The sequence below is a fragment of the Streptomyces sp. NPDC046303 genome, assembly GCF_055588085.1.
Window position 1 is genome coordinate 35,034 of sequence record NZ_JBVJFA010000019.1, and the last position, 12,714, is coordinate 47,747.

10 protein-coding genes and 1 riboswitch are annotated in these 12,714 nt (G+C 74.8%); of the genes, 8 read left to right on the forward strand and 2 right to left on the reverse strand.

Translation table 11 applies throughout. The features are described from left to right. Positions 1–136: 136 nt before the first annotated feature. Positions 137–1,267 carry an alpha/beta hydrolase gene (locus ACZ6I1_RS20895; protein ID WP_469289239.1) on the reverse strand — a complete coding sequence of 377 codons (1,131 nt, stop codon included), beginning with the start codon at positions 1,265–1,267 and terminating at the stop codon, positions 137–139. Between the two features lie 311 nt (positions 1,268–1,578). On the opposite strand from ACZ6I1_RS20895, the gene ACZ6I1_RS20900 reads away from it, so the two are divergent. The 7 genes from ACZ6I1_RS20900 to ACZ6I1_RS20930 all read left to right on the forward strand — a co-directional run bounded on the left by ACZ6I1_RS20900 (position 1,579) and on the right by ACZ6I1_RS20930 (position 10,395). Next, the gene (locus ACZ6I1_RS20900; protein WP_469289241.1) at positions 1,579–2,862 is read left to right on the forward strand and encodes an inorganic phosphate transporter; all 1,284 of its coding nucleotides are present in this window, start codon (positions 1,579–1,581) and stop codon (positions 2,860–2,862) included. Positions 2,863–2,890: 28 nt separating this feature from the next. Further along, entirely contained in the window at positions 2,891–3,112 is a 222-nt protein-coding gene (locus ACZ6I1_RS20905) for a hypothetical protein (RefSeq protein WP_362583772.1), read from the forward strand. A gap of 98 nt (positions 3,113–3,210) precedes the next feature. After that, positions 3,211–3,361, forward strand: a riboswitch (cobalamin riboswitch). A gap of 37 nt (positions 3,362–3,398) precedes the next feature. Continuing rightward, on the forward strand, positions 3,399–4,358 hold the full coding sequence (locus ACZ6I1_RS20910; RefSeq protein ID WP_469289243.1) for a cobalamin biosynthesis protein: 960 nt from the start codon (positions 3,399–3,401) through the stop codon (positions 4,356–4,358). Further along, on the forward strand, positions 4,355–5,875 hold the full coding sequence (locus ACZ6I1_RS20915; protein ID WP_469289245.1) for a cobyric acid synthase: 1,521 nt from the start codon (positions 4,355–4,357) through the stop codon (positions 5,873–5,875). Before ACZ6I1_RS20910 ends, ACZ6I1_RS20915 begins: the two co-directional genes overlap by 4 nt. 232 nt (positions 5,876–6,107) lie before the next feature. Beyond that, on the forward strand, positions 6,108–8,222 hold the full coding sequence (locus ACZ6I1_RS20920; protein WP_469289247.1) for a putative cobaltochelatase: 2,115 nt from the start codon (positions 6,108–6,110) through the stop codon (positions 8,220–8,222). Continuing rightward, positions 8,222–8,821, forward strand: coding sequence for a cob(I)yrinic acid a,c-diamide adenosyltransferase (gene cobO / locus ACZ6I1_RS20925; protein WP_469289249.1), 600 nt, complete (start codon positions 8,222–8,224; stop codon positions 8,819–8,821). The genes ACZ6I1_RS20920 and cobO overlap by 1 nt, the downstream gene beginning before the upstream one ends. Further along, positions 8,818–10,395 carry a cobyrinate a,c-diamide synthase gene (locus ACZ6I1_RS20930; protein ID WP_469289251.1) on the forward strand — a complete coding sequence of 526 codons (1,578 nt, stop codon included), beginning with the start codon at positions 8,818–8,820 and terminating at the stop codon, positions 10,393–10,395. The genes cobO and ACZ6I1_RS20930 overlap by 4 nt, the downstream gene beginning before the upstream one ends. A gap of 2 nt (positions 10,396–10,397) precedes the next feature. On the opposite strand, the gene ACZ6I1_RS20935 is transcribed toward ACZ6I1_RS20930, so the two are convergent. After that, on the reverse strand, positions 10,398–11,123 hold the full coding sequence (locus tag ACZ6I1_RS20935; RefSeq protein ID WP_469289253.1) for a ZIP family metal transporter: 726 nt from the start codon (positions 11,121–11,123) through the stop codon (positions 10,398–10,400). A 95-nt stretch (positions 11,124–11,218) separates the two neighbouring features. Between ACZ6I1_RS20935 and cobC the strand changes: the two genes are divergently transcribed. After that, positions 11,219–12,640 carry an Rv2231c family pyridoxal phosphate-dependent protein CobC gene (gene cobC, locus ACZ6I1_RS20940; RefSeq protein ID WP_469289255.1) on the forward strand — a complete coding sequence of 474 codons (1,422 nt, stop codon included), beginning with the start codon at positions 11,219–11,221 and terminating at the stop codon, positions 12,638–12,640. Positions 12,641–12,714 lie beyond the last annotated feature (74 nt).

Genomic DNA, 12,714 nt, shown 5'->3' on the forward strand with positions numbered 1-12,714 from the left:
AAGCCCAAACGGAACCAGCCGTTTCCGAGGACGGCCCGAGGTGCAGACCGGGGCAACTCACCCGCAGGACTCCTGCCGCCACATCCCCTTCACATGAGAGGTCACATGAGAGGTCCCATGAGGGGCCGCATCAGGGTCACATCAAAGGGGTCAGGAAACGGCGCAGGGCCTCCTCGTACCGGGCCGGATCGGCGTTCCACATCGCGCCGTGGCCGGCCTCGCGGACGGTGTGCAGGGTGACGAGATCGGGCCGGGCGGCGGCGAGGCGCCGCGAGGGCTCCCAGGGGGCGAGGGTGTCGTCCGGGCCGTGGAAGACCAGTGCGGGGACGCGCAGCGCGCCGGGGTCGGCCAGCGGCGGCTGGTGGTCGGCGCGCAGGCCCGCTCGGCCCTCGGCGGCGCGGACCGCGAGCGGGAGCACCGGGGCCGGGGTATGGCGCGCCACCGCGAGGGCGCGCAGGGTCGCGTGCCAGTCGAGTACGGGAGAGTCCAGCACCAGCCCGGAGATCCGGCCGGCGAGCGCCGAGCGCTCGGCGGCCCGCAGGGCCATGGCGGCGCCGGTGGACCAGCCGTGCAGGATGACGCGGCGGGCTCCGTAGCGCAGGGCGTAGCGGATGGCGGCGTCCAGGTCGCGCCACTCCGACTCGCCGAGGTGGCCGAGGCCGTCCGGGGAGGCGGGGGCGCCGAGGTCGCCGCGGTAGGCCAGGTCCAGGACGGGCAGCCGGAACCGGTGCAGGAAGGGCATGACCACCATCGGGTGCTCCCGGCCGGCGCCGAGTCCGTGCACGGTGATGACCCAGGTGTCGCGGGCCGCGGGCACGAACCAGGCGGGCAGGGCGCCGAGCTCCCCGGGGACGTCCACGTCCGCGTGGTCGAGCCCGAGGGCGGTGCGCGGGTTCCCGACGTGGACCCGGGAGGTCAGGGTGACCCGGGTGCCGGGGTCGAGGCTGCCGTGGGTGACGGCGAGGAGGCGGCGTACGACGGTGTCCGGGGCGTGCTCGGCGTCGGGGAGCACGGGCCCGACCACGGCGTGCACGCCGGGGGCGTCGAGTCCGTACGTACCGGGGCGCAGGGAGCCGAGCGAGCGCGTGAGGACGACCCGGCCGGCGGCGGTGGAGTGCACGCTCAGGCGCGGGCTGCCGGGCAGCGGGCGCCCGGGCTCGGGCCGCAGGGCCGCGTCGGCGGCGTACCGCCCGGCCGCGACGGCGGCCACGCCGGCGCCCAGGAGGGTCGTGGTGACGGCCGCTGCCGTCGCTGTCGCGGTACGCACCGCTCCAGTGTCGGGGCGCGGGCTTCGCCGGGCCACCGGAGGAGATCGTTCCGGCAATCGCCGGCAGCGGGGTGATCTAGGTCTCTTTCGGTGTCCGGGACGGGCCGGCCGGCGGGCCGGAGATCCCCGGCGGAGGGGTTCGTTCACCCCGCTTTGACGTGCATTTATCTAGATACCTAGGTCAGAATCGGGACGAATGGACCGATCACACCCCGGGTGGAGACACCGACCAGCCCGCGGTAGTTCACCTTCCGTTCATCCAGGTTGCCTACGGTCGCCGAGCCACTGACGTCAAACAGAAGCCTGGGTAAATGGAGCACATAACGCTTCTCCTCGGGATCGTGATCATCACCGCTCTCGTGTTCGACTTCACGAACGGTTTCCACGACACAGCCAACGCGATGGCCACCACCATCTCGACCGGCGCCCTCAAGCCCAAGACGGCGGTGGCCATGTCCGCCGTGCTCAACCTCGTCGGCGCTTTCCTGTCCGTGGAGGTCGCCAAGACGATCTCCAAGGGCTTGGTCAACGAGGAAGGAATCCAGCCAGAGGTGATCTACGCCGCCCTGGTCGGCGCGATCCTGTGGAACCTCCTCACCTGGCTGGTCGGCCTGCCCTCCAGCTCCTCGCACGCCCTGATGGGCGGCCTGATCGGTGCCGCGGTCGCCTCGGCCGGCCTCGGCGCGGTCAACGGCGACACGCTCGTCACCAAGGTGCTGATCCCGGCGATCGCGGCCCCGCTCGTCGCCGGTCTGGCGGCCATGCTGGCCACGAAGGTCACGTACAAGTTCGGCAGCAAGGTCGGCGACAAGACCTCGGCCAAGGGCTACCGCGCCGGCCAGATCGCCTCGGCCGGACTGGTCTCCCTCGCGCACGGCACCAACGACGCGCAGAAGACGATGGGCATCATCACCCTGGCGCTGATCGCGGGCGGCGCGATCGCGCCGGACGCGAACCCGCCGGTGTGGGTCATCCTCTCCGCCGGTATCGCGATCGCGCTCGGCACCTACCTGGGCGGCTGGCGCATCATCCGCACCATGGGCAAGGGCCTGACCGACCTGCAGCCGCAGCAGGGCTTCGCCGCCCAGACCTCGGCCGCCACGGTCATCCTGGCCTCCTCGAACCTCGGCTTCTCGCTCTCCACCACCCACTCGTGCTCCGGCGCGGTCATGGGTGCGGGCCTGGGCCGCAAGGGCGGTGTGGTCCGCTGGTCCACCGCGACCCGCATGTTCGTCGCCTGGGGCCTCACCCTGCCGGCCGCCGCCCTGGTCTCCGCGGGCGCCGAGCTGGTCATGCGCACCGGTGACGTCGGCATCGCCGCCGTCACGGTCTTCCTGGTCGCCTCCTGCGCCGCCATCTGGCTCATCTCGCGCCGCCAGGTCGTGGACCACACCAACGTCAACGACGTGCCGGCGGCCGGCGCCGAGGAGCCCGGTGTCGTCACCACGGCGATCGCGGCCGTCACCGTCCCGCCGACCGCCGCCGCGGCCGGTACGACCGTCGCCGGTACGACCGCCGCGGTCACGGACGACGCCCTCAAGGCCACCATTTCGGCCTCGACCGCGACGCCTGCGGCTCCGGCCGCGGCGGTCTGACCCCGAGAACGACAGAGGAATCAGCGGTATGAAGATCGACTGGGAAGCCCTCGGCTCCGTGTTCGGAGTCAGCCTCTCCGCCACCGTCGCCCTCGTGGCCCTGTTCACCCTCGGCCTGGTGGGCCTGTCCAAGCACGAGGCCGCCACCGAGCAGGGCGGCGCGGCCACCCTGGCCCGCAGCGGCGCGTACGCCTGCTTCGCGCTCTGCGCGGCGGCCGTGGCGTACGGGATCTACCTGATCGTCGTCTGAGACGTCACATGTGAGACATCACGTGTGAAGGCTCCCCCCGGGTCCTCCCGGGGGGAGCTTTCGCGTACCCCGCCGCAGGTCAACGGCGAGTTGACGGGCCTTCGCGGTGCGTGGTGGACTGCCCGAGCCAATACGGCGGCATGGAGAGGAAGTCCGGTGCGAATCCGGCGCGGTCCCGCCACTGTCACCGGGGCACTCGGCCGAGTGCGTCCCGGGAGCCAGGAACTCTCGCCGCCGGACACGTCGAACCAGGGCGCGGACCCTGAGTGAGGACATACCTGCCACCATGCGTGCCGATCGCGTCTTCGCGTACGGCGTCACGGCGGGCCTGATCGGCGACCGGATCCTCGGGGATCCGCGCCGTGGGCACCCCGTGGCCGCCTTCGGACGAGCCGCCGCCGCCGTCGAACGTGCCCTGTGGCGCGACGACCGCGCCCGGGGCCTCCTGCACACCCTGGTCTGCGCCGGGGGCGCGGCCGCCGTCGGCGCGCTGGGCGCCCGCGCCGTGCGCTCCCGGCCCGCGGCCGCCCGTATCGCCCTGACCGCCGCCGCCACGTGGGCCGTCGTGGGCGGCACGTCGCTGGGCCGCGAGGCCCGCGCCATCGGCGGCGCGCTCGCCGCCGGGGACGCCGAGGTGGCCCGGGAGCGGCTGCCGCACCTGTGCGGACGCGACCCGCACGCCCTGGACGAGCAGCAGATGGCCCGCGCCGTCGTGGAGTCGGTCGCGGAGAACACCTCCGACGCGGTGGTCGGTGCCCTGGTGTGGGGCGCCGTCGCCGGGGTCCCCGGGCTGCTGGCCTTCCGCGCCGTGAACACCCTGGACGCGATGGTCGGCCACAAGTCCCCCCGCTACCTGCGCTACGGCTGGGCTTCCGCCCGGCTCGACGACCTGGCGGGCTGGCCGGGCGCCCGGCTGACCGCGCTGGCCGCGGTACTGGCCGGTCCCGACCGGCGGGGAGCCGTACGGGCCTGGCGCGCGGACGCCGCCGGGCACCCGAGCCCGAACGCCGGGCCCGTGGAGGCCTCCTTCGCGGGTGCGCTCGGCGTACGGCTGGGCGGCACCCTGGCGTACGGGGGGCGGGTCGAGCACCGGGCGGTGCTGAACGGCGCGGCGGGGCGGCCGGTGGCGGTCGCGGACATCCAGCGGGCGGTACGGCTGTCGCGGCAGGTGACCTGGCTGGCGCTCGGGGCGTGTGTGGCGGCCCGGACGCTGGTTTCGCGTACATCACGGAGGGGGCGCGCATGAGCGGCGCGAAGCGCGGCGGCGGACTGCTGGTCGCCGGAACCACATCGGACGCGGGCAAGAGCGTGGTCACGGCGGGCATCTGCCGCTGGCTGGCCCGCCAGGGCGTGAAGGTGGCGCCCTTCAAGGCGCAGAACATGTCGCTGAACTCGTTCGTGACGCTGGAGGGCGCCGAGATCGGCCGCGCCCAGGCCATGCAGGCCCAGGCGGCCGGCGTGGAGCCGACCGCGCTGATGAACCCGGTCCTGCTCAAGCCGGGCAGCGACCGCAGCAGCCAGGTGGTGCTGCTGGGCAAGCCGGTGGGCGAGATGAGCGCCCGCGGCTACCACGGGGGCAGGCAGGAGCAGTTGCTCGGCATCGTCACGGACTGCCTGGAGCAGCTGCGGGGCACGTATGACGCCGTGATCTGCGAGGGGGCGGGCAGTCCGGCCGAGATCAACCTGCGCCGGACCGACATCGTGAACATGGGCATCGCGCGGGCCGCGCGGTTCCCGGTGGTCGTGGTCGGGGACATCGACCGGGGCGGGGTCTTCGCGTCCTTCTTCGGTACGACGGCCCTGCTGTCGGCGGAGGACCAGTCGCTGATCGCCGGATACATGGTCAACAAGTTCCGCGGTGACGTCACGCTGCTGGAGCCGGGCATGGAGATGCTGCGCGGCCTGACCGGGCGGGCCACGTACGGGGTCCTGCCCTTCCGGCACGGGCTGGGCATCGACGAGGAGGACGGGCTCCGGGTCTCCCTGCGCGGAGCGGTACGGGAGTCGGTGGTGGCCCCGCCCGTGGGCGAGGACGTGCTGCGGGTCGCGGTGTGCGCGGTCCCGCTGATGTCGAACTTCACGGACGTCGACGCGCTCGCCGCGGAGCCGGGGGTGGTCGTGCGGTTCGTGGACCGGGCCGAGGAACTGGCCGACGCGGACCTCGTCGTCGTGCCGGGGACGCGCGGGACGGTCAAGGCGCTGGAGTGGCTGCGGGAACGCGGGCTCGCGGACGCGCTGCTGCGGCGGGCCGCCGAGGGGCGGCCCGTGCTGGGCGTCTGCGGCGGGTTCCAGGTGCTCGGCGAGCACATCGAGGACGAGGTCGAATCGCGGGCGGGCTCGGTGGACGGGCTCGGACTGCTGCCGGTGCGCGTCCGCTTCGCGCGGGAGAAGACCCTGGCGCGCCCGGTGGGTTCGGCGCTGGGCGAGGAGGTCTCGGGCTACGAGATCCACCACGGCGTGGCCGAAGTCCTGGGCGGGACGCCCTTCCTCGACGGGTGCCGGGTCGGGTCGGTGTGGGGAACGCACTGGCACGGCTCGCTGGAGTCCGACGGCTTCCGCCGGGCGTTCCTCCGCGAGGTGGCCTCGGCTGCGGGCCGCCGTTTCGTGCCCGCTCCGGACACGTCGTTCTCCGCGCTGCGGGAGGAACAGCTGGACCTGCTGGGCGACCTGATCGCCGAGCACGCGGACACGGACGCCCTGCTGCGGCTCATCGAAACCGGAGCCCCGGCGGGCCTCCCGTTCCTCCCGCCGGGCGCACCGTGACGGGCCGGTCCCTGCGGGCGGCTTCCCCCGCCCCGCCCCTTCCCGGAACCGGGGCTGAATTTGCCCTGCGGGCAAACCAGCCGCATCTGGCGGGCGGCAGCCGAAATCCAGCCCCTCCGGCGTTTGAGGAGCGGGGTCTGGGGCGGAGCCCCCGTCACGGGAGCAGCCCGCGCAGCGGAACCCGCACCGGCACCGCGCAGCCCACCGCACCACACCAAGGAGTGAGCAACGCATGAGCACGCCCTATCCGTTCACCGCAGTGGTCGGTCAGACCGACCTGCGGCTGGCGCTCCTGCTGAACGCCGTGAGCCCGGCGGTCGGCGGTGTGCTCGTGCGCGGCGAGAAGGGCACCGCCAAGTCCACCGCCGTGCGCGCGCTGTCGGCGCTGCTGCCGCAGGTGGACGTGGTCCCCGGATGCCGGTTCTCGTGCGCGCCGGCCGCGCCGGACCCGGCCTGCCCGGACGGCCCGCACGAGCCCGGCCCGGGCGCGGCCCGGCCCGCCCGCATGGTGGAGCTGCCCGTCGGGGCCTCCGAGGACCGCCTCGTCGGGGCCCTCGACATCGAACGGGCCCTGGCGGAAGGCGTGAAGGCCTTCGAGCCCGGCCTGCTCGCCGACGCGCACCGCGGCATCCTGTACGTCGACGAGGTCAACCTGCTCCACGACCACCTCATCGACCTGCTGCTGGACGCGGCCGCGATGGGCGCCTCGTACGTGGAGCGCGAGGGCGTCTCCGTCCGCCACGCCGCACGGTTCCTGCTCGTCGGCACGATGAACCCCGAGGAGGGCGAGCTGCGTCCGCAGCTCCTCGACCGCTTCGGGCTCACCGTCGAGGTGGCCGCCTCCCGCGAGCCCGCCCAGCGCGTCGAGGTCGTGCGCCGCAGGCTGGCGTACGAGGACGACCCGGCCGGTTTCGCGTCCCGCTGGGCCGATGACGAACGCGAGGTCCGCGCCCGGGTGGTGGCGGCGCGGGCGCTGCTCCCGCAGGTCCGGCTCGGGGACACCGCGCTGCTCCGGATCGCCGCGACCTGTGCCGGCTTCGAGGTCGACGGCATGCGGGCGGACATCGTGATGGCCCGGACCGCGACCGCGCTGGCCGCCTGGGCCGGGCGGACCGACGTACTGAAGGAGGACGTACGGCAGGCCGCGCTGCTGGCGCTCCCCCACCGCCGGCGGCGCAACCCGTTCGACGCGCCGGGCCTGGACGAGGACAAGCTGGACGAGATTCTCGACCGGTTCCCGGAGGAGGAGCCGGACGACGAGCCGGACAACGAGCCCGACCCGGAGCCCGAGGGTCCGGACGACGGTGGCGGCCCCGGCGGCGGGCCGGACGGCGGCGGGGTGCCTCCTCAGGGATCCGGCCCCGAGTCCGCGGCGCCGCCGGAGGACACCGGGACCGCCGAGGCGCCGGAGGGGGCCCCCGGGGACGGCCCCGAGGCCCCGCAGCCCTCCGCCCAGGGGGCCGGCGGGCCCGAACAGGCCGCCGTACGGGCCGCGGAGCCGTTCCGCACGAAGATCCTGAGCGTGCCCGGCCTCGGCGAGGGTGCCGCCGGGCGGCGTTCGCGTGCCCGTACCGCCCACGGCCGGACCACGGGCGCCGAGCGCCCCGGCGGCCGGCTGACGAAGCTGCACCTGGCGGCCACGGTGCACGCGGCCGCCCCGCACCAGAAGGCGCGCGGCCGCGCCGGGCGCGGCCTGGTGATCCGCAAGGACGATCTGCGGCTGGCGAGGCGGGAGGGCCGCGAGGGCAACCTGGTCCTCTTCGTCGTGGACGCCTCGGGCTCGATGGCCGCCCGGCAGCGGATGAGCGCCGTCAAGGGCGCCGTGCTGTCGCTGCTGCTGGACGCCTACCAGCGCCGGGACAAGGTCGGCCTGATCACCTTCCGCGGGGCCTCGGCCGAGCTGGCGCTGCCGCCCACCTCCTCGGTGGACGCGGCCGCGGCCCGGCTGGAGCAGCTGCCGACCGGCGGCCGCACCCCGCTCGCCGCCGGGCTGCTGAAGGCCCGCGAGGTGCTGCGGATCGAGCGGCTCCGGGACCCGTCGCGACGGCCGCTGCTCGTGGTCGTCACCGACGGGCGGGCCACCTCGGCCGGCGCCGTCGGCGGCGACCCGCGCGAGCTGTCGGGGCGCAGCGCCCGGCTGCTCCAGGCCGCGGGCGTGGCGTCGGTGGTCGTGGACTGCGAGACCGGGCCGGTCCGGCTGGGGCTGGCCGGGGTGCTGGCCGCCGATCTCGGGGGGCCCGCCGTCACCCTCGACGGGCTGCGGGCCGACTCGCTGGCCGGGCTCGTGAAGAACGTACGTACCGCAGTGACATCTTCCGCTTCCGACACCAACAGGAGGGCCGCGTAATGCCGCAGGGACAGCCGACCACCGTTCCGGACGACGGGCTCACGACGCGCCAGCGCCGCAACCGTCCGCTCGTCTTCGTCCACACCGGCCCCGGCAAGGGCAAGTCCACGGCGGCCTTCGGGCTGGCGCTGCGCGCCTGGAACCAGGGCTGGCCGATCGGGGTGTTCCAGTTCGTCAAGTCGGCGAAGTGGAAGGTCGGCGAGGAGAACGCGCTCAAGGTCCTCGGCGCCTCCGGCGAGGGCGGTTCCGTCGTCTGGCACAAGATGGGCGAGGGCTGGTCCTGGGTCCAGCGGGACGCGCAGCTCGACAACGAGCAGGCGGCCAAGGAGGGCTGGGAGCAGGTCAAGCGGGACCTGGCGGCCGAAACGCACAAGCTGTACGTGCTCGACGAGTTCGCGTACCCGATGCACTGGGGCTGGATCGACGTCGACGAGGTCATCCAGGTGCTGCGGGACCGTCCCGGCACCCAGCACGTGGTGATCACGGGACGCAACGCGCCGGAGAAGCTGCTGGAGTTCGCGGATCTCGTCACCGAGATGACCAAGGTCAAGCACCCGATGGACGCCGGCCAGAAGGGCCAGAGGGGCATCGAGTGGTGAGTTCGTCCGTGAACGTCCCGCGGCTGGTCATCGCCGCGCCCTCCTCGGGCAGCGGCAAGACCACCGTCGCGACGGGGCTGATGGCGGCCTTCTCGGAGCGCGGCCTCGCCGTGTCCCCGCACAAGGCCGGGCCGGACTACATCGACCCCGGTTACCACGCGCTGGCCACCGGCCGTCCGGGCCGCAACCTCGACGCCTTCATGTGCGGGCCGGAGCTGGTCGCTCCGCTGTTCGCGCACGGGGCCGCCGGGTGCGACCTCGCGGTGGTGGAGGGCGTGATGGGCCTGTACGACGGGGCGGCGGGCCGGGGTGAACTGGCGTCGACGGCGCAGGTGGCGAAGCTGCTGCGGGCGCCGGTGGTGCTGGTCGTCGACGCCTCGTCGCAGTCGCGTTCGGTGGCGGCGCTGGTGCACGGCTTCGCGTCCTTCGACCCGCAGGTGCGGCTGGGGGGCGTGATCCTGAACAAGGTCGGCTCCGACCGGCACGAGGCGATGCTGCGGGAGGCGCTGGAGGAGGCGGGCATGCCGGTGCTCGGCGTGCTGCGGCGGGCTCCGCAGGTGGCTGCGCCGTCCCGGCACCTGGGTCTGGTGCCGGTCGCCGAGCGGCGGGCCGATGCGGTGGCGGCGGTTGCGGCGCTGGCCGCGCAGGTCCGGGCCGGCTGCGACCTGGACGGCCTGATGGCCTTGGCCCGTACGGCGCCGCCCCTGGCGTGCGAAGCCTGGTCCCCGGCGACTGCGCTGACGCGCAGCTGGGGCGCCGCCCCAGACCCCGCGCCTCAAACGCCGGCGGGGCTGGAATCGCCCTCCGGGCCATCCGGCCCGCCAGGCGGACTGCATCAGCCAAATCCAGCCTCGCCTGGGGGTCCCCCCGGACGGAGTCTGGGGGAGTTTGAGGCGCGGGGGTCCGGGGGCAGCGCCCCCGGCAACGGCGCCGCGCCGAACCGGCGGCCCGTCATCGCCGTCGCCGGCGGGGCCGCGTTCACGTTTTCGTACGCCGAGCACGCGGAACTGCTCAGGGCCGCCGGGGCGGAGGTCGTCACCTTCGACCCCCTCGGGGACGAGGCACTTCCCGACGGAGCCGCCGGTCTGGTGATCGGCGGCGGCTTCCCGGAGGTGTACGCGCCCGAGCTGTCCGCCAACGAGCCGCTGCGGAAGGCCGTCGCCGCATTCGCCGCGCGGGGCGGCCCGGTGGCCGCGGAATGCGCCGGGCTGCTCTACCTCGCGCGGTCCCTGGACGGAAAGCCCATGTGCGGGGTGCTCGACGCCGACGCCCGGATGTCGGAGCGCCTGACCCTCGGCTACCGCGAGGCGGTGGCGGTGTCCGACAGCGCCCTCGCCGCCGCCGGGACCCGCCTGCGCGGGCACGAGTTCCACCGGACGGTGATCGAGCCCGGCGCCGGTACGGAGCCCGCGTGGGGGTTCACGCATCCGGAACGCCGCGTCGAGGGCTTCGTACGGCAGGGCGTGCACGCCAGCTACCTGCACACGCACTGGGCGGCCGAGCCCTCCGTCGCCCTGCGCTTCGTCGAGTCGGCGGCAGCGGCGGCGGCAGCGGTGGCGGCGGCCCGGCCGTGAGATCACTCCGCGAGGCCCACCACGAGCCAGATCCCGGCCACCCCGCCCACCGTGCACATCAGCGTGGACAGGGCGGGGTGTTCGTGGTGGGCCTCCGGCAGGATCTCAGCGGCCGCCAGGTACAGCAGGACCCCGCCGAAGAAGCCGAGGTACGCACCGAGCGGTTCCTCCGGAAGGGTGAACAGCAGAGTGGACGCCGCGCCCGCCACGGGGGCCGCGGCGTCCGCGAAGAGCATCATCAGCGCCTTGCGGCGGGCGTTCCCGTACAGGCGGGTGAGCGTGTACGTGTTGAACCCGTCGGCGAAGTCGTGGGTGATGACGGCCAGCGCCACGGCCACGCCCATCCCCCCGCCGACCTGGAACGCGGCCCCCAGGGCCACCCCGTCGGCGAGGCTGTGGCCGACCATCGCGGCGGCCGCGGTGAGCCCGACCTGCGGGACCCGGGCGCCGTCCTCCGCTCCGTGCGCGGCCTGGCGTACGGCGAGGAGCCGTTCCACGACGTGCGCGATCAGGAATCCGGCGACGAAGAGCAGCAGGGCGAGCGGGACGCCGAAGACCTCGCGGCCCGCCGCGTGCAGGGCCTCCGGAAGCAGGTCGAGGCCGACGACGCCGAGCATCAGCCCGCCCGCCAGGCCCAGCACGAGGTGGCGGCGGTCGGTGACGCGCTGCGCCGTCCATCCGCCCGCCAGGGTCATCAGGAACGCGCCCAGTGCCACGATCACGGCCATGTGCCCCTGAATACCGATTCCCGGGCCCGTGCGCACTTCCGCACCCGGGTGGCGGGCGGCGGACTGTTGACGGTGACTACGGAGGGAGGGCCCCGGTGGGCGAGTACGTGACGCAGCTGGTGGTCGGGGTCGGCGGACGCGCGGGGGTCTCCGTGGCGGAGGTCTGCGCCCTGGTCGAGGAGACGCTGCGGGGGGCCGGGCTGGCCACGGCGGCGGTGACGGCGCTGGCCACGGTGGACTCGAAGGCGCAGGAGGAGGGGATAGCGGGCGCGGCGAAACGATTCGGCGTGCCCCTCATCGGCTATCCGGCCGACCGGCTGGCCGCGATCACCGTGCCGTATCCGTCGGAGGCGGCGCGCGCCGCCGCCGGGACCCCTTCGGTGGCGGAGGCCGCGGCGCTCGCGGGCGGCGGTGAACTCCTCGTGCCGAAGCGGCGGTCGGTGGCCGCGACCTGCGCGGTGGCCACGGTGCAGGCGCACGACCTGCGCCACCACGGCGACGCGGAGGTCGTCGACGCGGGCTCCGACCTGGTGGACCTCGCGGTCAACGTACGGGCCGGCACGCCCCCGGAGTGGCTCAGGCAGCGGATCGCCGCCTCCGTCGGGGACCTCGCCGCCTACCCCGACGGCCGGGCCGCGCGCGCCGCGGTGGCGGAGCGGCACGGGCTGCCGGTCGAGCGGGTGCTGTTGACGGCCGGGGCCGCGGAGGCCTTCGTCCTGATCGCCCGGGCGCTGGACGCCGTACGGCCCGTCGTGGTGCATCCGCAGTTCACCGAGCCGGAGGCGGCCCTGCGGGACGCGGGCCACCGCGTGGAGCGGGTGGTGCTGCGCGCGGCCGACGGGTTCCGGCTGGACCCGGCGGCGGTGCCCGAGGACGCGGACCTCGTGGTGGTCGGCAATCCGACCAACCCGACGTCGGTCCTGCACCCGGCGGCGGCGCTGGCCGCGCTGGCCCGGCCGGGCCGGATCCTGGTGGTGGACGAGGCGTTCATGGACGCGGTCCCGGGCGAACGGGAGGCGCTGGCCGGACGGATGGACGTCCCCGGGCTGGTGGTGCTGCGGAGCCTGACGAAGACCTGGGGCCTGGCGGGGCTGCGGATCGGCTACCTGCTGGCCGAGCCGGAAGTGATCGCGAAGCTGGCGGCGGCGCAGCCGCTGTGGCCGGTGTCCACCCCGGCGCTGGTGGCGGCCGAGGCCTGTATGGCTCCGGCAGCGCTGGCCGAGGCGGAGGAGGCGGCGCGGCGGATCGCGGTGGACCGGGCCCACCTGCTGGCCGGGCTCGCGGAGTTCGACGAGGTCACGGTGGTGGGGGCGGCGCAGGGGCCGTTCGTCCTCATCCGGGTGGCGGGCGGCGCGGAGGTCCGCACCCGGCTGCGCGCACTGGGCTTCGCGGTCCGCCGGGGGGACACCTTCCCGGGGCTGGACGGCTCCTGGCTCCGGCTGGCGGTCCGCGACCGGGCGACGACGGGCCGGCTGCTCCAGGCGATGGACCACGCCCTGGCGCTGACCGCGCGGTGAGCCGCGGGGCTGGCCGGATCTGCGGCCCTCGGGCGGCGCGCTTACGATGGCGGCCACGGGCGGACCACAGGGGG